Source organism: Sphingobium sp. R-21 (genome assembly GCF_049913335.1).
Taxonomy (GTDB): domain Bacteria; phylum Pseudomonadota; class Alphaproteobacteria; order Sphingomonadales; family Sphingomonadaceae; genus Sphingobium.
Map to the genome: position 1 here is coordinate 179,288 of NZ_CP184375.1, position 18,526 is coordinate 197,813.

Genomic DNA, 18,526 nt, shown 5'->3' on the forward strand with positions numbered 1-18,526 from the left:
GAAGCAGCCGCTTCCAACACCCCTTATAACCCCAAATATGCATGGCCCACGATCCGTTATATTCTTGATGATCCTTTCCTGTAACCGGGCTTGGTAAATTGCAGGTTAAACGCCATCCCCATCCTTCTCCGGATCGGACGCGCGCGGCAATGTTCGAGCAGTGTTCAATAGGACGTCAGTTCGACCTCCATCTGCCGGAAACCATTTACGAAATTGGCGTGAACGCGGCGCAGCTCGCCAACCACATTCACTTGCAGTCGCCGCTTCATCAATTCCTCCAGAAGGATCCGAAGCTGCAATTCCGCCAGGCGGGCGCCCACGCAACGATGAATGCCATGCCCGAAGGAAAGATGGCGCCTGGCATTGGCGCGCGACAGGTCCAGCCGATCAGCGTCCGGAAAGACGGCTTCGTCGCGATTGGCGGAAATATACCACAGCGCCAGCTTGTCGCCCGCGGCGATCCTCTGCCCCGCCAGTTCGCAATCCGCCGTCGCCGTCCGCCGCATATGCGCGATGGGCGTGTGCCAGCGGATGATCTCCTGGACGGCGTTGGGCAACAGGCTCTCGTCCGCGATCAGCTTCGCCCGCTCATCGGGAAAGCGGTCCAGCCCCAATATGGCGGCCGACATGCTGGTCCGGCTGGTGTCATTGCCGCCGACGATCAGCAGGGCCAGATTGCCGATGAATTCCATGGGCCCCATTTCCGACATGCTGTCGCTGCGGATCATCATGCCCAGCAGGTCGGTCCCCTCCGGACTGGCCCGGCGCTGTTCCCACAACAGGTGGAAATAGGTCGCCATCTCCGTCAGCATCTCGCGCCGCACCTGGAACAGTTCGGCTATGCGGGCCGCTTCCATATGCCCGGCCCAGTCGGACCAGAACGTCAACAGATGGCGGTCCTCCCACGGAAAGCCCAGGATCGTCGCCAACATGCTGGTGGCAAGCTCGATCGAAACCTTCTCCACCCAATCGAAACGACTGCCCACGGGCAGGCTGTCCAGCACCGTTGCGGTATGCGCGCGCAGCTTCACCGCCAGTTCGGCGATATGCGCGGGCGTAAAGGCGGGCGCCACGGTCTTCCGCTGCGCGCTGTGTTCCGGTTCATCCATTGCGATGAACATCGGAAGCTGGAATTCCTCGCCCGGCGCGGGGTCGGCAATGGTGATGCCGCCATATTTCCAGGAGGAGGAAAACAGGTCCGGCTTCCCTTCCACCTCCATGATCAGCGAGTGGGAACAAACGTTCCAATAATCGCCATAGGCCGTGCCCTCCACCCGATTCAGTGGCGCCGCCTCGCGCATCTGCCGGAACAGCGGTTCCCAACGCGCCTGGGAATAGAGTTCCGGACGACTCGTGTCGCCCGCGATGGCCGGCGCGCCCTCATCCTGTCCATGCGACGCCAGCCATGCATCGACCGCATCATCCGCGGAAGGTTCGGTTCGGTATGTCGGCAGCATGTTGTCCCCATCGTTGATGTCCGGTCTGTGGCCGACCTTTTGCCTTTCCGTCTCCATGTCAAGCGCCGGTCGACCGACATCCCGCCCAGGGCTCGCTCTGCCGCAAAGAAGAAGCACGGCGCGGGGGAGCAGGCTTAACCCGCCTTTAAGACCTGGCGCTGCATGACGACAGGCATAGCCTGCGCGAGGAACCATGAGCGAATATATCCCCAGCACCCAGCTTCGCGCCGGAAGCTCGACGACCGCCGCCGATTTCATCGCCGGGGTCGACGGCATGCTCAGCATCGACAGCCTCGTGACCCGCTTCAGCCAGGCGCTGGGCCTTCAGGCCGCCAGCCATGCCTGCTACGACGTCAGCGACGGCGGCAGGCGCTTCCTGTTCGGGGAAACCGGCCTGTTCGGGGAGGCCGGCTGGCGCGGCCCCATCGCGCAGCCCGATGCCCTTCCCCGGCTCTGTTTCCCGATCACCGGATGGGACGAGCGGCCCTATGAGGTGGAGATCCGCCTGCTCAGCATGCTCGAAAGCCCGCAGGAGCATGCGAACCTGCACGCCATGGCGACGCTCTATCTGTGCAGGGGCATCGCCCTGCTCGACGCGCGGGATGATCCGGCCGCCACAGACCTGACGGAGACGGAAATTTTCTGCCTCGACCGGCGGCAGGCCGGATGGTGCGACCTCGACATTGCAGAAGCGCTCGACCGCTCCGTGCAGGCGATAAAGGTCCATGTGCAGCGCGCCCGGCAGAAGCAGGGCGCCTGAAAGCATCCGAATTCCTTGCGCTCGGATGGATTGCACAGCGCAACTTTCCGATGACCTGCCGCGTATAATATGCTAGAGGCGCTGCCGCTGCTTGCGGGGGACCAACGGATTTGATTCATCTGATTTCGAAGGACAATTCCGCCCTTTACCAGGAAGAGATCAGAGATTTGCACCAGGCCCGCGCGGAGGTGTTCGTTAACCAGCTTGGCTGGGATCTCACGGTCAAGGACGGATTGGAATATGACGAATATGATGATGCGCGCGCGAGCAACATCATAGGGTTTTCGGCGGAAAACCAGGTCGTCATGGGGCTGCGCTTCCGCCCCACGGACGACTGTTCCATGCTGCTCGACCATTTTTCGCATGTCCTGCCGGCCGGCATCCGTCCGATCGACGATGGGCGCACCTGGGAATTGAGCCGCGGGTTCTGCGTCGAGCGGGGCATGCGCCGTCACAATCTGCGGCGCAAGGCCGCCTGCATGATCGCGCCGCTGGAGCTTGCCTATGAGGCCGGGATCGACCGCTGCGTGGGCTTCACCGACGTGCGCATGCTCAGCTTCTGCTATGGCGTCGGCTGGAAACTGACCCTGCTCGGCTCCGCCACGGACTATGGCCAGGGGGAGGCCGTCGCCTATGAGGTGGAAGTGTCGCAGGCGGCGCTCGATGAGATGCGCCAGATGTGGGGCCTGCCCCGGCCCTCGCACATCTTGATCGACAAGCTGCTTCCAGGTGAAGACAATGTGCATGTCGCGGCGGCCCGGCTGACGCGCGAGCATCCGGAACTGCAGAAGATCGCCGCCCAGCCGGAGATCGAGTCCGGCACACATCCGTCCGCCACGACCGGGGCGGACGTCTATTATGGCAGATTCGGGGCATCCCGTTCGGCTTCAAGGGGACATTGATGAATTCCGACCTTATTCGACAGGCATCGGCAGAGGAAATCGAAAGCTGGATCGTCGCGCACATCGCCGAAATCGTGAATGTGGCGCCGGCCGCCATCTCGCCCGATGCGCCTTTCGACAGTTTCGGGATTGATTCCGCCAAGGCGATCTCGCTGATGGTGGAGCTGGAAAACTGGCTGAACCTGCCCGACGAACTGCCGCTGGAACTGCTGTTCGAGGCGGAATCGATCCGCGACGCGGCGACGGGCATCGCCGCGGCGGTCAGCGACATGGCGATGCAGCAGGGCGGCGCCCCGCAATGATCCAGGACGAACAGATCGAATATGGCGGCTCGGCCGCCGCCATCCGCCACCATTATGATGTCGGCAACGATTTCTATTCGGCGTGGCTCGACCCCAGCATGACCTATTCCAGCGCGATGTGGGACGGCCTGCCAAAGGACGCCCCGCTGGAGGAGGCGCAGCAGCGCAAGCTCGACTATCATGCGGAATCGGTCGGCGCGGGCGAAGGCATGCGCATATTGGACGTCGGCTGTGGCTGGGGCGGCATGATGCGCAACCTGCGCAGCACCCATGGCGTCAGCGAATGCGTCGGCCTGACGCTGAGCGAGGAACAACTCGCCTATATCGAGCAATTGGGCGATCCCGGCATCAGCGCGGTCCTTTCCAACTGGCACGACTATTGCCCCGACCGGCCGTTCGACGCGATCATCTCCGTCGGCGCGTTCGAACATTTCGCCCATCCGCAGCAGAGCGTGGAGGAGCGTCGCGGCGTGTACCGTGAATTCTTCCAGGCCTGCCGCGGCTGGATGGAGGGCAAGGGCCGCCTCTCGCTCCAGACCATCGCCTATGGCAGGATGTCGCCGGAGGATGCCAATCCCTTCATTTCGAACGAGATCTTCCCGGCCGCGGAACTGCCGACGCTGGAGGATATCGTCGTCGCATCCAAGGGGCTGTTCCGCATGGAAAGGCTGCGCGACGACGGGCTGGACTATGCGCGCACCTGCGAGATGTGGAGCAACCGGCTGCGCGGCGCGGTGCGCGGCGGCGTGGTCGATCCCGCGGTCCATCCGGTCGAGAAATATTCCCGCTATCTGCGCATGTCGGCAGCCGGTTTCCGCATGCGCAAGATCGGCCTGCTTCGGATAGCCTTCGCCGCAGAATGACCAGAATATCGGGTTCGCATAAAGAAATGCAGATAGACTTCAGCCGGTCGATCGTCGACATCGTCCTCGATCATGGCAACAGCGTTCCGGATCGGACGGCGCTGATATTCGACCAGGGCGACGGCGCGCAGAGCAGCCTGACCTATGCCGAGTTGGCGACGCGGATCACGCAGCTTGCCGGCGCCCTGTCGGCCCGGGGGCTGGCGGGTCGGCGGATCGCCCTCCTCTTCTCGGCGGGTACTGATTTCGCACTCGCGCTGCTCGCCTGCCTTGCGGCCGGCGGCGTCGCCATTCCGCTCGCCCCGGTCGGCCGGCGCAAAGCAAGGCTCCAGAATATCCTGAACATGCTGGGCGACATCCGGCCCGACTGCATCCTGCTGGACGACAGCATGGCCGCGCTGTTCGGGGACGAACTGTCCGCCGCCCTCGCCGTCGGCCCGGTGCGCTATCTGGAATTTGCCGCGCTCGCGGCCGAACCGCACCCCTTTGCGGCGCTGACGCTCCGGCCCGACCAGCTTGCCGTACTGCAGTTCACCTCCGGTACCACGTCCAATCCCAAGGGGGTGATGATCAGCCATGGCAACATCATCGCCAATGAGGCGATGATCCAGGTCGCCTTCGGCCATGACCAGGATTCCCATTTCGTCGGCTGGGTGCCGCATTATCACGACCAGGGCCTGTTCGGTAATATCCTGCAGCCGCTGTTCCTGGGCTCCACCTGCGTGATCACCTCGCCCGCCGCGTTCATCAACCGGCCGATGTTCTGGCTTCAGCTCATCACCCGCTACGGCGCGCATACCAGCGGCGGCCCGAATTTCGGCTACGACCTCTGCGTCGATTTCGCCACGCGCCGGGGTATGCCGGACGATCTCGACCTGTCGGGCTGGCGCGTCGCGTTCAACGGCGCGGAACGGGTCCGGCCCGGCACGCTCGACCGCTTTGCCGAATGCTTTGCCGATGCGGGCTTCGACAAACGCGCCTTCCTGCCCTGCTACGGCCTGGCCGAATCCACCCTCGTGACCATCGCGGTCCCGCCGCAAAGCGACCCGATCGTCAAAAGCTATGACAGCCGCGCTCTGGCGGCGGGACGGGCGGAGGAAAGCAAGGACGGGGAAGGCGTGCTGGAGCTCGCCTGCTGCGGCCCCGCCATGGCGGGGGCGGAGGCGCGGATCGTCGATCCTGCGACCGGCGCAGCGCTCCCCGACGGCGCGGTGGGCGAAATCTGGCTGCGCGGACCGCACATCACCGCCGGCTATATCGACAACCCCGCCGCGACGGAGGCAAGCTTCGGCCGGCTGGACGAAGGGGCCCCGTTCCTGCGCACCGGCGATCTCGGCTTTGCAACGGCCGAAGGATTCTTCATCGTCAGCCGTCTCAAGGACCTGATCATCGTCCGCGGCCGCAACCATGCGCCCAGCGACGTCGAGCAGATCTGGTCGGAACTCTCCGGAACGGTAGGCCAGGCGAGCGCCGCCGCCGTGGAGATCGAGATGGGCGATACTCAGCACATCGTCCTGATCGCGGAAATGAAGCGCGACGACGCCCGCGCCCTGTCCGACGAGAAGGTGCAGGAGATGGCTGGCCGGCTGCGCGCCATGGCCATGGAACGGCTGGAACTGGCCGTCACCGATCTGGTGCTGGTGTCCGCCAGCACGATCCCCCGGACGACCAGCGGCAAGGTGCAGCGCAAGCAGGCGGGCCGGATGCTGATGGACGGGGAACTGACCGTCCTCGCCATGGCAGGCCCGCTGGCGCAGGCGTTCGAGCCATCCGAACAAGGCGCATCCACTGCCGGCCAGAGCGCGCTGCGATAGATCAGAGGCAGGTCGCGCTCCGGGGTCGGGGCACGACGGACCGGACTCATTCCTTGAAGCCGCGGCCCGGCAGGCGTAAATTGCCATGGACTGCATAGCCCGTGCCCGAAGCGGAGAGGATGACCCGATGACTGGCCTGTCGCCGACGCGCTGGAGCGGCTCATGGAGCGCCGCCGCCCTGCTGCTGGCGGCCGCCCCCGGCCCAGCCCTGGCCCAGTCGATGATCCTTCCCGAAGGCATGGCGATCCAACTGGAGACGCGTCAGGAAATATCCTCCAAATCCGCCCGCGTCGGGGACCGGGTCGAGCTGGCGGTGGCCAGGCCCGTGACCATCGGCGGCGTCACGCTCATCCCTGCGGGCAGCCCGGCAGTCGGGGAAGTCAGCCGGGTCAGGGACAATGGCCTGCTCGGCCGCTCCGGCAAGCTCGACATCAAGGTCAGCACCGTCAAGGCGGGCGGAACGGATGTGCCCGTGCGTGGCCAGCGCAATGCGCAGGGCAAGTCCGGCACCCTGGGCGCCGTCGGCGCGGGCATCGTCTTCCTCCCGCTCGCGGTCCTCGTGCACGGCAAGGATGTCAAGCTACCGGCCGGCACGAAGTTCGAGGTCTATGTGGACAAGGAGCTGTCTCTGGGTACTGGCACGGCGCCGGCCCAACCCGCGATCGCCGTCCCGCCCGAAACCGGGGCGACGTCCGGGGCCATCAGAACCGTCGATCCCAATCAGGCGCTCGGTTCCTAGAGCGATTTCCAAGCGATCGGAACCGATCGCTGGTCAAGAAATCGTGGAAAACAAGGAATCCAGAGCGGCGATCTGATTCAGTCAGATCGAAACCCGCCCCAGGGCGGCGGCGCGCCCGCCTCTGCCCCACCCTGCCCCAGTCTCAGGGCGCTGGCCTGCTCGAAAATCGCGGCGACCACCGGATCATTGTCGGACACCCGTCTGGCGACATGGAATTCGATCGGCGCCAGGTCCGGCATGTCGCCCAGTTCCACCAGAGCCCCGTTCATCATGTCGGCGCGCGCCATGGGTTCTGGAAAGATGCCGATGCCGCCGCCCGCCTTGGCGATGTCGATCATCATCCGGGCATTGTTGCATAGGTTGAGCGATTTGTGGGCGATCCGGGAGGCGGCGATCGCGTCGCGCATCCGCCCATAGATCGGGGAATGGCTGGCCAGCGACCAGATCGGAATGGTGCGGTCCCCTCCGCCGTTGCGAAATGACGCGGCGATCGCCGGACTGGCAAGCCAGACGAGCCGTACGCCGCCAATGGGACTCGACTGCAGCGCAGGATGCGCCACCGGCCCGGCCGCGAAGGCGATGTCGGCGCGCCCGACCAGCAATTGCTGGATCAGATTGGCGGTCAGGTCGATGTCCAGCTCCAGGCTGACATGCGGCATCTGCGCCTTCAGTCGCGCCACAAAGTCCGGAAGGCAGCTTGCCGCCGCAATCTCGCCCGTACCGATGCGGACCACGCCGCTCGCCTCGGCCAATCCGCCGCAACGCAGCAACACGCTCTGCAGATCGCTCCAGAGCGGCGCGCAATCGCGCACCAACTGGCGCCCGGCCGGGGTGAAGGACATGGTCCGGCCCTCCCGGCGAAAGAGGCGCGCGCCCAGATGCGCTTCCAATTCCCGCACCCGCGCGGAAATGGCCGGCTGCGTGGTGTTGAGCCGCTCTGCTGCAGACGCAAAGGTGCCGAGCCGGTCGATCCACAACAGAGTTTCCAGATGAAATAGACCGATGCGATTGATAGCCATCACTTATTATTATTCCAAAAAACAAATCATTAGAAATGATAATTCACCTGCGCCAGAACAGGCCACGAAGGAGAGGCTTGCTCATGGTCAAGAAACTTTACCCCGATGCTGCGCGCGCGTTGGAGGGGCTTCTCTTTGACGGGATGCATTTGTGCGCGGGCGGATTTGGGCTGTGCGGGATACCGGAACGGCTGATCGACGCGATCCGCGACAGCGGGGTCAAGGACCTGACGATTGCCTCGAACAATGCGGGGATTGACGGGGAGGGTCTGGGCAAGCTGCTGCGCACGCGGCAGGTGAAGAAGATGATCTCCAGCTATGTGGGGGAGAACAAGGAGTTCGAGCGGCAATATCTGGCCGGCGAGCTGGAGGTGGAATTCTGTCCGCAGGGGACGCTGGCGGAACGGTGCCGGGCGGGCGGCGCGGGCATTCCGGGCTTCTATACCAAGACCGGCGTCGGCACGGCGGTGGCCGAGGGCAAGGAGGTCAAGGTCTTCGACGGGCAGGATTATATCCTGGAGCGCGGGATTTTTGCCGATGTGGCGATCATCAAGGGCTGGAAGGCCGACGAGAGCGGCAACCTCATCTTCCGCAAGACGGCGCGCAACTTCAACCAGCCCATGGCGACGGCGGCGAAGATCTGCGTTGCCGAAGTGGAGGAGGTGGTGCCCACCGGCGCGCTCGACCCGGACGCGATCCATCTGCCCGGCATTTACGTCAAGCGCATGATCGTGGGCGCGCCCTATGACAAGAAGATCGAATTCCGCACCGTCCGCCAGAGGGAGGCCGTCTGATGCCCTGGAGCAGAGATGAAATGGCCGCGCGCGCGGCGCAGGAACTGCGCGACGGTTTCTACGTGAACCTGGGGATCGGCATACCGACGCTGGTGGCCAACCATATCCCCGCCGGCGTGGAAGTGACGCTGCAGTCGGAGAACGGCATGCTGGGCATCGGCCCCTTTCCCTATGAGGGGGAGGAGGATGCCGACCTTATCAATGCGGGCAAGCAGACGATCAGCGAACTGCCGCAGAGCTGCTATTTCTCCAGCGCGGACAGCTTCGCGATGATCCGTGGCGGGCATATCGACCTCACCGTTCTGGGCGCGATGGAGGTTGCGGAAAATGGCGACATCGCCAACTGGATGATCCCCGGCAAGATGATCAAGGGCATGGGCGGCGCGATGGACCTGGTCGCGGGCGTCAAGAAGATCATCGTCGTCATGGAACACACGTCCAAGGACGGCAGCCCCAAGTTCATCCCGGCCTGCACCCTGCCGCTGACCGGCAGGAATGTGGTCGACATGATCGTCACCGACCTCTGCGTCTTCCAGCGGCCCGACCATGACAGCCCCTTCCGCCTCGTCCAGCTCGCTCCGGGCGTGACAGAAGACGACGTCGCCGAAAGGACAAGCGCGCATTACACGGTCGACATCGCCGAGGCGGCATGACTGGAACAGGCAGCCCGGCGGCAGCCGTCATATACCCGGATCAGGCGGTCTGCGCGCGCGCGGCGGAGATGCAGGCCTGCAGATGTTGATGCCGGAACGGCTTTGACAGGCGGGTGATGTCGGGCGCGATCAGGTCCACCCCCTCATAACCCGATATGATCAGCAGCGCGATCTTCGGATGATCGGCACGCAGGCGCAGCGCCAGTTCCACTCCCGTCATGCCCGGCATGATATGGTCGGTGATCAGGATGTCCGGCCGGTCGCCTGATTCGATCATCGTGAGGGCATGTTCGGCGCGGTCGGTGTCGATCACCTCATAGCCCATGTCGACCAGCATCGCCCGCGTGCTGTTCCGGACAAGGTCGTTATCATCCACCAGCAGCACCTTGCCCGATCGCGCTTTGGGCTCTTCCCCGACCGCAGGCGGTTCGGCTTTCGCGACAGGGGCCTGCTCGACCGGCAGCCAGAGCCTGACGCTCGTACCCTCGCCCACAGCGCTGTCGATCTCCACCGTGCCGCCAAGCTGGGTGGCAAGGCCATGGACCATGGACAGGCCCAGTCCCGTACCGTGGCCGGAAGGCTTGGTGGTGAAAAAGGGTTCCATCGCCGCAGCCCGGACCGACGGCGTCATGCCGGTGCCGGTATCGCTGACGGTCAGGCAGACATAGGGACCAGGCGGCGCCAGAGCGGCGGGCAGGCGGCTCTTCCGGGCCTCCGCCTTTATGCTGAAGGCGCCGCCATCGAGCATGGCATCGCGCGCGTTGACCGCCAGATTGAGCAGCGCGACCTCAAGCTGGTGGGCATCGGCGCGCACGGCGGGCAGCATCGGTTGCAGATCGAGCGACAGCGCGATCCGCGGGCCCAGCGTGCTGGCCAGCAGGGCCTGCATGCCATCGAGCAGGGTTGACAGGTCGACCGCCTTTGCGGTCAGGGGCTGGCGGCGGGCAAAGGTCAGGAGCCGCTGCACCAGCGTCTGGGCGCTTTCCGCCGCCTGCATCGCGATGGTCGCGTGCCGCTCGATCGACTCCGGGGTCCGCTTGCCCGACAGGATCAGGTCCAGCCCGCCGACGATCGGCATCAGCAGATTGTTGAAATCATGGGCGACATGGCCGGTCAACTGGCCCAGCATGTCCAGCTTCTGGACCTGGCGCAGGCTGTCCTGCGACCGCTCCAGTTCCGTGGTGCGTTCCCTGACGCGGCGTTCCAGCTGATCGTTCAGCGCTTCCAGCGATGCGAACAGCCGCCCATTTTCCAGCGCGGTGGACGCCGCGCGGGCCAGGGCCTCCAGCAGCGCGATCTCATTTTCTGTGGGCTGCGCGAATTCCGACCAATAGGCGCCCAGAGCGGCTATGGGCTCGACGCGGCCGATCGGCACCATCACCATGGACCGCACGAATGTGGTGCGATAGGCCTCCACCGGCACGCGGGGATCGTCGAATATGTCCGGGATCACCGCGGTCCGGTGATTCTCCATCGCCCAGCCCGATACGCAGCTCGCCGCGGGAAAGCGCTGGCCCGCCCAAAGCGGCTCCATCGAATCTTCCGCGATATAGTGACACTCGTCCTCATCGCGCAGGACGACCGCAATGCCGTCCGCCCCGACCGCGCGACGCGCGAAGGCTCGCAGGACATGGGTGATGGCCTCCAGGGACCGAGCACCTGCCAGCGCTTCCATGGCTTCGGCGGCTATGCTCCATCGGGCCGCCAGCGCCTTTTGCTCCGCACCCCGTTCGCTTGCCAGTTTCCTGTCCATCGACAACCTTCTGCATCGAAACCGCGCAGCTTTCTATCATTGGACGGGGTCGATCACAAAGCGATTATGATCAACGGCTTAGCGCTCGCCTGCCACCGATGGTCATCAACCATTTCTTAACCCTGCTGCGGCGGCGGGAAGGACATGCCTCTTCCCGCCCCATCGCTGCTCTATGCGGCGCGGCTTTCGACCAGCTCCTGCACGATGGCCGGATCGGCAAGTGTACTGATGTCGCCCAGCGCCTGCGGGGACACTTCACCCTCCGCGATCTTGCGCAGGATGCGGCGCATGATCTTGCCCGACCGGGTCTTGGGCAGGCCGGGGGCAAACTGGATCACGTCGGGCGTCGCGATCGGCCCGATCTCGCTGCGCACCCATTTGACCAGCGCCTGGCGCATCGCGTCGCTCGCTTCCTCGCCGCTGTTGAGCGTCACATAGGCGTAGATGCCCTGGCCCTTGATGTCGTGCGGAAAGCCCACGACCGCCGCCTCGGCCACCGCTTCGTGCAGCACCAGCGCGCTCTCGACCTCCGCCGTGCCCATGCGGTGCCCGGACACGTTGATGACGTCGTCTACCCGGCCCGTGATCCAATAGTCTCCGTCCGCGTCGCGCCGGCAACCGTCGCCGGTGAAGTACAGCCCCGGATAGGTGGTGAAATAGGTCTGGAAGAAGCGCTCATGGTCGCCCCAGACAGTGCGCGCCTGCCCCGGCCAGCTCCGCGCGATGCAGAGATTGCCCTCCCCTTCGCCGTCCACGGCGACGCCATTGCCGTCGACCAGCAGGGGTTCCACCCCGAAAAAGGGCCTGGCCGCCGCACCCGGCTTCAGGTCCGTCGCGCCCGGCAACGGCGTGATCATGTGCCCGCCCGTCTCGGTCTGCCACCAGGTGTCGACGATGGGGCAGCGCCCCTCGCCCACCACCTCATGATACCAGCGCCAGGCCTCGGGATTGATCGGCTCGCCCACCGTCCCCAGCAGGCGCAGCGACGTGCGGCTGGTGCGGGTCACGAAATCGTCGCCTTCCTTCATCAGCGAACGCAGCGCCGTCGGCGCGGTGTAGAGCGTCGCCACCTGATGCCGGTCGACCACTTCCCAGATGCGGCTGGGCGTCGGCCAGTTCGGCACCCCCTCGAACATCAGCGTGGTGCCGCCATTGGCGAGCGGCCCATAGACGATATAGCTGTGCCCCGTGACCCAGCCGACATCGGCGGATGACCAGAAGACTTCGCCCGGCCGATGGTCGAAGCTCAGGTCGAATGTCATCGCCGCCCAGAGCAGATAGCCCCCGGTCGAATGCAGCACGCCCTTGGGCTTGCCCGTCGATCCGGAGGTATAGAGCAGGAACAGCGGGTCTTCCGCCGCCATCGCCTCGGCCGGACAATCGACGGAAACGGTGGCGGCCAGTTCGTCATAATAGGCGTCGCGCCCAGCATCCATTGCAACATCGCCGCCGGTCGCCCGGACGACGATCACGCGCTCCAGCCCCGGCGCCAGAACCGCCGCCGCGTCGACATTGCGCTTGAGCGGCACGGTCCTGCCGCCGCGCCGCCCCTCATCGGCGGTGATGACGATCCGGCTGTCGCAATCGGTGATCCGCCCCGCCAGCGCCTCGGGCGAAAAGCCGCCGAACACGACGGAATGGATCGCCCCGATCCGCGCGCAGGCGAGCATGGCGAAGGCGGCCTCCGGAATCATCGGCAGGTAGAGCGTCACCCGGTCGCCGCGGCCCACGCCCGCCGCCTTCAGCACATTGGCGAAGCGACACACCTCCGTATGCAATTGCCGATAGGTGAAGCGCCGCGCCGGTTCCTCCGGATCGTCGGGTTCCCAGATGATCGCCACCTGGTCCCCGCGCGTCTCCAGATGGCGGTCCAGGCAATTGGCCGACACGTTGAGCATGCCGTCGCTGAACCAGCTTATGCCGAAATTCCGCTCCGCAAAGCTGCTCTCGTCGGCGCGGGTGGGTTCGCGCAGCCAGTCCAGCCGCCGCGCCTGCTCCAGCCAATAGGCGTCAGCGTCATCGATCGATCGGCGATAGCCCGCGGCATAGGCGGCGGCATCGACCTTCGCCTCCGCCGACCAGAGCGGCGGCACGGGATAGACAAGGGGGGCCGTGGTCAGCATCGGCGGATCTCACTTCACCTTGGCAAGCGCGGCGGTCATCCGCTTGGCGGCGAAGGGCGGCAACTTCACCGCCTTGGCGGCGGCGAGATCGGCCGGGGTTACCTTGCCCACCTGCACCAGGGCGACCATGCCCATCGAATAATGCGGCATGCACTTGATGCCGTAGAGGCCCGGCTTGGTGACGGTCAGCACCGCCTCCTTGTTCATCGCGCCCTTCATCGGGGTCGCGCCGGCCGGCAGCATGTTCGCCATGGTTTCGGCATTATGGCTGGGATTGCTTGGCTGGAAACGGATGGTGTCGCCCACAGCCGCCTTCACGAAGGACGGCTCGAACACCATGGCGCCATCCGCGCCCTGGTTCTTCATATGGACGATGATGTCCCTGGCCTGCGCCGAAAGCGGCGCCAGCGCCAGCAGCGCGACGGCGCCAACAGCGCCCAGGGTGATGCGAATGTCGGTCAAGGCTCTCTCTCCCATGCAAACATGCTTGGGCAAAAGATGGCGCAGCGCGGCGGATCCTCGCAATGGGCCATTGGTCCTAGAGCTTGAGCAGACCAAAGCATGCCACGACAAAATCGGGGCACGACCCGCGCCTGATCTAGGACGGAGCGCTCGCGCGCACGACGCCTCCCTCCGGCACCGCCCGCGCCAATGGCTGTCCCAGGTCGCGCCAGCCGTCCGTCCCCTCCGCCAGCCACCAGACATTGCGATAGCCCATGGCGCGCAGCCGCCGCGCGGCGTTCCAGCTCATCCAGCAATCGGCCCGGCAGAAGACCAGGAGCATGCGATCCCGCCGTCCACCCGTCAGCCGCCGCACGCCACCTGCGAACCAGGCCGCGATGCCGGGCTCCGGCACGCCCCTGCCCGCTTCGGGAAACCAGTGCGCGCCCGGAACGCTTTCATGCTGCTCCGCCAGCCGCCAGCGCCCGTCGCGCTCCCTATGCCCGCCCTCGGCCGGCAGGACATCGATGAACAGCGCGTCCCGCCCCGGCCGCAGGGCCGCGGCGGCGGCCGGGGCGATCCGGCCAACCCCGTCGGGCGGGCGGGCGACCGGCGCGCGATAGGCGGCGATGCGATATCCGTCGGGGCCGAACAATGGCTCCGCCCCCACCGGCGCCGCGCAAAGCAGCAATGCGGCGCCCCATACAGTCATCCTCATTCCCGGCCCTCCCCATCCGACCCAAGGGCCAATGGTAGCGCATTGCGCCAGCCTGTAGATCTGCACCAAGGGAGAAGGACGTGAAAGGGCGAAGATACGCAGCCATGACCCTGGCCCTGCTCGCGCTGGCGGCGCGCGCAGACGCATCCGTGCCTGCCGATCCGCTCGAATCGCCGATGTGGGAAGCGCATGCGAAGCTGCTGTTCGGCGACGATCCGGTCCGCTTCGACCCGCGGGTGAAGGTCGGCTTTCCCCAGATCGCGGAAAATCAGCGCAGCTTCCCGGTGGCCATCGACGCCCGCGCCATTGCCGGCGTCCGACGCATCGTGCTGATGGCAGACCTCAACCCGATCCCCATCGCCATCGACTATCACCCGACGGACAGCGACGCCTATCTCGCCACCCGGATCAAGCTGGACCAGCGCACGCCCGTGCGCGGCGCGGTGCAGTTGGCGAGCGGCGAATGGCTGGTGTCCGGCGGCTGGATCGACGCGGCGGGCGGCGGCTGCTCGACGCCGCCGGTCAGCCGCGTCAAGGGCGACTGGGCCGAACATCTGGGCGAAATCAGGGGCGAAGCCTGGCCCGTCGCCGGGCCAACCCCGGCCAGCCGCCTGCGCATCAGCTTCCGGCACCCGATGGATACCGGGCTGGTCGATGCCATTCCCACCTATCATCTGGAACAGCTGACCGTGCGCGACGGCGCCGGCCGCGAACTGGGCCGGATGGAGATCTGGGCTTCGGTCGCGGAAGACCCGGCCATCACCCTGGTCCCTCATGCGGCGGCGGGCGACATGCTGACGGTCGATGCCCGCGACACCAACGGACGCGATTATCACGCGGCACTGTCCGTCGCGCGCCAGTCGCCCCCGCCGCGATGATGCTCACCCGGCGCGGACTGATCACCGGCGGCATGGCGCTCGCCGCCTTGCCCGCGCAGGCGCGCGGCCGCTATGCGATCGATCCCGTCGCCGTCGCGGACGGAATATGGATGATCCACGGCGCGGACGCCCCGATCGATCCGGCCAATGGCGGCGCCATCGCCAATATCGCGATCATCGCCACGCCGGCGGGGACGGTACTGTGCGATTGCGGCCCGTCGCTCTCCTATGGGCAGGCGCTGCGCAAGGTGGCGGAGGAACTGACCGGCCAGAGGGTGGTCCGCGTCTATGTCACCCATCTGCACCCCGATCACGGCATGGGCATCGCCGCCTTCGATCCCGGGATCGTCGCGGCGCTGCCCGGCACGATCGAAGCGCTCGCCAGCGAGGGACGCGGCTATTCAGACGCGATGTACCGGTTGCTGAACGACTGGATGCGCGGCACCGAACTGGTCCTGCCCGGCCTGCCGATCACGACAGGGCGCGATGATTTCGGCGGGCGCGGCTTGCGGCTGCTGGCGCTTTCCGGCCACAGCGGCGCGGACCTGGCGCTGCTGGACGAACGAAGCGGCCTGCTGATCGGCGGCGACCTCGTCTTTCACGATCGCGCACCCAGCACGCCGACCGCCGACCTTCCCCGCTGGCGCGCGAGCCTCGACCGGCTGGCGAGCGAACCGCATGGCGGGCTGGTCCCCGGCCATGGCCCGTTCGATCCGGGCGGCAGGGCCGCCATTGCCCAGACCCGCGACTGGATCGACTGGCTGGAGGACGCGCTGACGCGGGCGGTGCAATCGGGCCTCGACATGGTGGAGGCGGGCGAACTGCCAATCCCCCCACGCTTCGCGACCATGGCGGCGGCACGATACGAACTGCAACGCAGCGTCTCCCACCTCTATCCGGGGCTGGAGGCGCGGCTGCTGCCCCGCATCGACCAGCCAGCCTGATCTGGCGCGATTAGCCGGCGATCCAAGCCGGTTGGCTCTAGAATCGAGCCTTCACCCCCGCATACCAGCGGCGCGGCGCGCCCGGCCCATAGGCGCGCGGATCGGACGCATGCGGCGCTTGCGCCATCGCCACCTCCCCGATGTCGCTGAACGTGCCGAAGGTTGCATATTTGCAGTCCAGCGCATTGTGCAACTCGCCGAACAGCGTCACCCCCGGCAGGATATCGACCCCGGCGCGCAGATTGACCAGCGCATAGCCCTTCAGCGGCGGCTGGTCATTGCCCTCGTCACCCACCAGATATTGTCCCGTCCGCGCGATCAGGTCGCCGCCGGCCGACCAGCCCCGCCCGGCATAGTCCAGCGACAGCGTCGCACTGTGGCGGGGAATGCCGGGCAGCCGGTCGCCCGGCCGGACAAGGATCACGCCGTTCTCGTCCGCCGCGGGATTGGCGGGACTGGAAAGCGCCAGCTCATGCCGGTAGGTCGCGTCGGTGAAGGCATAGCTGAGGGCCCCGGAAAAGCCACCGCGCACGGCCTTCAGGGTGAACTCCACGCCCTGCCGCCGGGTGGCGCCGATATTGCGGAACCAGGCGCGTCCGCGAATGTCGGACGCGACAAATTGAATGTCGTCGCGGTTGCGCGTGCGATAGGCGGACAACAGCCATTCCAGCCGGAACCCGCCCCACCGGCCCCGCCCGCCCGCGCCCGCTTCCCAGCTTTTGGCGACGACCTGCTTCAACGGCGGATCGGCGATGAAGAAATTGGCGAGGCTGCACGGCGCATGCTCATCGGCGCAGGACAGTTCGGCGGGCGTGGGCGCGCGGTTGCTCTCGGCATAGCCGACGCGCAGGTCCAGTTCCTGCGACAGCCGGTAATCGAACTCCAGACCGGGGTTCAGCCGCTCGAACCGATGATCGCCGTTGAGCGCCGTGCCGATCCGGTCGCGCATCGCGATCGCGACATGATTGTAGCGCAGCCCGATCTCCGCCGAGAGCCGGGGGGTCAGCGGCAGCCGGTCCTGCGCGAACAGCCCCCAATAGCTGGCATGCGCGACCAGGCCGACCGGCCCGATGGCGCCGTCCTCCTGCACGATGGACGGCCCCAGCCCCTGGACGCTGCGATCCTCCGTCAGCGCGCCCAGTTCGGTCGACGCGCCAAAGCGGCTGCGGCTCGTGTCATAGCTCAGCCCGATGGCAAGGTGATTGCGCCCGCCCGGCAACGCCCGCTCGTCGATCATCTGGACCAGCGCGCCCATCGCCCGGCTGTCGAGCCGGCCACGGTTGAGCACGCCATAGCCCTCGCCGCCCCGCACATCGGCAATCGGCCGCCCGTCGCCATCAGTCAGCAGCGCCTCTTCCGTCCCGCCCACGGTCTCCAGGCAGAGCAGCCCGGCGCGATCCTCGTCCTCGCACGCCTCCATGTCGGCGGCATCGCCATTCACGGTGCGCAGCTTCAACCGCTGGGCATAGAACGTGCCCTCGATCCGCGTCCCCTCCCCCAACGCGACCCAGGGGTGCAGGCTGACCCGGCCATAGCGCGCTCTGGCATTGTCGGGCCAGGTGAAGACCGCCCGCCGGTCCGCCGCCAGCAATTCGACCGGCGCGACGCCATTGCCCGCCAGGTCCGTGTCGGCGCCGATCCACTTCAGATGCAGCCCGCCCGTCGCGGTGTCGAAGCCCAGGTCGGCATAGCCATTATAGAGGGTGGAGGGCGAATGGTCGCGCCAGCCGTCCTCATGGCGGTACTGGAACGCGCCGAAGGCACTGAAATCGCCCCTCTTCAGGCCGCCCGCGACGCTCGCCTCCCGCGACCCGAAACGGCCGCCGGTCAGGCTCGCCTCCAGCCCCGGATCGCTGGCGCCCGTCCTGGTGTCGATCACCATCGCCCCGCCCAGCGCGTTCAGCCCGTAGACAGCGCTGCTGTCAAGCAGGGTGACGCCGCGAATCGCCGCCTCCGGCAACAGATCGAAGGCGACGGTATCGCCAAAGGGCTGGTTGAAGCGCGCCCCGTCCAGATAGACCGCCAGCCCCTGCGCCTGCCCCTGCAAGGGGGAGGCGGTAAAGCCGCGATAGACCAGATTGGGCTGCCACGGATTGCCCTGCGCATCCTGCAGGGTCACGCCCGCGATCGACCGGGTCAGTGCGCCCAGCAGGTCGGGCGCCCCGGCGCGGCCGATGTCCGCGCCGGTCAGGCGCAACGCATCATCGGCATCGATCGCGCCGCCGGGCGCCGTGACGACGATCGGCTGCCGCTCCGCATCGGCGTCGGCCGTCTCCGCCCGCGCGTCCAGGACCATGGCCTGCCCCGCCAGCATCGCCCATGCCGCGCCGACCAGCCGCATGCCCTTCCTCATCCCCTTGCCTCTT

17 protein-coding genes are annotated in these 18,526 nt (G+C 66.4%); 10 read left to right on the top strand and 7 right to left on the bottom strand.

Annotation, left to right across the window (positions count from 1 at the left end):
• Nucleotides 1-164: 164 nt before the first annotated feature.
• Entirely contained in the window at nt 165-1,514 is a 1,350-nt protein-coding gene (locus ACN9MX_RS15660; RefSeq protein ID WP_363829398.1) for a cytochrome P450, read from the bottom strand.
• 136 nt (nt 1,515-1,650) lie between these two features.
• Here ACN9MX_RS15660 and ACN9MX_RS15665 point away from each other — a divergent pair, with 136 nt between their 5' ends.
• The 6 genes from ACN9MX_RS15665 (at nt 1,651) to ACN9MX_RS15690 (ending at nt 6,837) form a co-directional block, all read left to right on the top strand.
• A complete protein-coding gene (locus ACN9MX_RS15665; protein ID WP_363736622.1) occupies nt 1,651-2,217 on the top strand; it encodes a helix-turn-helix transcriptional regulator in 567 nt (188 codons plus the stop codon).
• 110 nt (nt 2,218-2,327) lie between these two features.
• Nucleotides 2,328-3,119, top strand: coding sequence for an acyl-homoserine-lactone synthase (locus tag ACN9MX_RS15670; protein WP_363736623.1), 792 nt, complete (start codon nt 2,328-2,330; stop codon nt 3,117-3,119).
• Nucleotides 3,119-3,421 (top strand): acyl carrier protein, encoded by a 303-nt coding sequence (locus ACN9MX_RS15675; protein ID WP_363752566.1) that lies wholly within the window; start codon nt 3,119-3,121, stop codon nt 3,419-3,421. Before ACN9MX_RS15670 ends, ACN9MX_RS15675 begins: the two co-directional genes overlap by 1 nt.
• A complete protein-coding gene (locus tag ACN9MX_RS15680) occupies nt 3,418-4,284 on the top strand; it encodes a cyclopropane-fatty-acyl-phospholipid synthase family protein (protein ID WP_363829401.1) in 867 nt (288 codons plus the stop codon). The genes ACN9MX_RS15675 and ACN9MX_RS15680 overlap by 4 nt, the downstream gene beginning before the upstream one ends.
• Nucleotides 4,285-4,310: 26 nt before the next feature.
• Nucleotides 4,311-6,098 (top strand): fatty acyl-AMP ligase, encoded by a 1,788-nt coding sequence (locus tag ACN9MX_RS15685; protein WP_363829403.1) that lies wholly within the window; start codon nt 4,311-4,313, stop codon nt 6,096-6,098.
• A gap of 127 nt (nt 6,099-6,225) precedes the next feature.
• On the top strand, nt 6,226-6,837 hold the full coding sequence (locus ACN9MX_RS15690) for a hypothetical protein (RefSeq protein WP_363752572.1): 612 nt from the start codon (nt 6,226-6,228) through the stop codon (nt 6,835-6,837).
• A gap of 77 nt (nt 6,838-6,914) precedes the next feature.
• Here the strand turns inward: ACN9MX_RS15690 and ACN9MX_RS15695 are convergent, their stop codons facing one another.
• The gene (locus tag ACN9MX_RS15695) at nt 6,915-7,856 is read right to left on the bottom strand and encodes a LysR family transcriptional regulator (RefSeq protein WP_363829406.1); all 942 of its coding nucleotides are present in this window, start codon (nt 7,854-7,856) and stop codon (nt 6,915-6,917) included.
• A gap of 83 nt (nt 7,857-7,939) precedes the next feature.
• On the opposite strand from ACN9MX_RS15695, the gene ACN9MX_RS15700 reads away from it, so the two are divergent.
• Both ACN9MX_RS15700 and ACN9MX_RS15705 read left to right on the top strand, forming a co-directional pair.
• Nucleotides 7,940-8,650 (top strand): CoA transferase subunit A, encoded by a 711-nt coding sequence (locus ACN9MX_RS15700; protein WP_363736630.1) that lies wholly within the window; start codon nt 7,940-7,942, stop codon nt 8,648-8,650.
• On the top strand, nt 8,650-9,303 hold the full coding sequence (locus ACN9MX_RS15705; protein ID WP_426387712.1) for a CoA transferase subunit B: 654 nt from the start codon (nt 8,650-8,652) through the stop codon (nt 9,301-9,303). The genes ACN9MX_RS15700 and ACN9MX_RS15705 overlap by 1 nt, the downstream gene beginning before the upstream one ends.
• A 40-nt stretch (nt 9,304-9,343) precedes the next feature.
• Here the strand turns inward: ACN9MX_RS15705 and ACN9MX_RS15710 are convergent, their stop codons facing one another.
• From ACN9MX_RS15710 to ACN9MX_RS15725, 4 genes are all read right to left on the bottom strand, one after another.
• Nucleotides 9,344-11,056: a GAF domain-containing hybrid sensor histidine kinase/response regulator gene (locus ACN9MX_RS15710; RefSeq protein WP_363736634.1), complete on the bottom strand. Its 1,713-nt coding sequence runs from the start codon at nt 11,054-11,056 to the stop codon at nt 9,344-9,346.
• A gap of 170 nt (nt 11,057-11,226) precedes the next feature.
• Nucleotides 11,227-13,179: an acetate--CoA ligase gene (acs, locus tag ACN9MX_RS15715; protein ID WP_363832699.1), complete on the bottom strand. Its 1,953-nt coding sequence runs from the start codon at nt 13,177-13,179 to the stop codon at nt 11,227-11,229.
• A 9-nt stretch (nt 13,180-13,188) separates the two neighbouring features.
• Nucleotides 13,189-13,641 (bottom strand): pseudoazurin, encoded by a 453-nt coding sequence (locus tag ACN9MX_RS15720; protein ID WP_363736638.1) that lies wholly within the window; start codon nt 13,639-13,641, stop codon nt 13,189-13,191.
• 136 nt (nt 13,642-13,777) lie between these two features.
• Nucleotides 13,778-14,338: a rhodanese-like domain-containing protein gene (locus tag ACN9MX_RS15725; RefSeq protein WP_363736640.1), complete on the bottom strand. Its 561-nt coding sequence runs from the start codon at nt 14,336-14,338 to the stop codon at nt 13,778-13,780.
• 104 nt (nt 14,339-14,442) lie between these two features.
• Between ACN9MX_RS15725 and ACN9MX_RS15730 the strand changes: the two genes are divergently transcribed.
• On the top strand, nt 14,443-15,216 hold the full coding sequence (locus tag ACN9MX_RS15730) for a quinoprotein dehydrogenase-associated SoxYZ-like carrier (RefSeq protein ID WP_363736642.1): 774 nt from the start codon (nt 14,443-14,445) through the stop codon (nt 15,214-15,216).
• Nucleotides 15,213-16,160 (top strand): quinoprotein relay system zinc metallohydrolase 1, encoded by a 948-nt coding sequence (locus ACN9MX_RS15735; protein ID WP_363832696.1) that lies wholly within the window; start codon nt 15,213-15,215, stop codon nt 16,158-16,160. The genes ACN9MX_RS15730 and ACN9MX_RS15735 overlap by 4 nt, the downstream gene beginning before the upstream one ends.
• Nucleotides 16,161-16,197: 37 nt before the next feature.
• Here the strand turns inward: ACN9MX_RS15735 and ACN9MX_RS15740 are convergent, their stop codons facing one another.
• Nucleotides 16,198-18,513, bottom strand: a complete 2,316-nt coding sequence (locus ACN9MX_RS15740; RefSeq protein ID WP_363832694.1) for a TonB-dependent receptor — start codon at nt 18,511-18,513, stop codon at nt 16,198-16,200.
• Between the last annotated feature and the right edge of the window lie 13 nt (nt 18,514-18,526).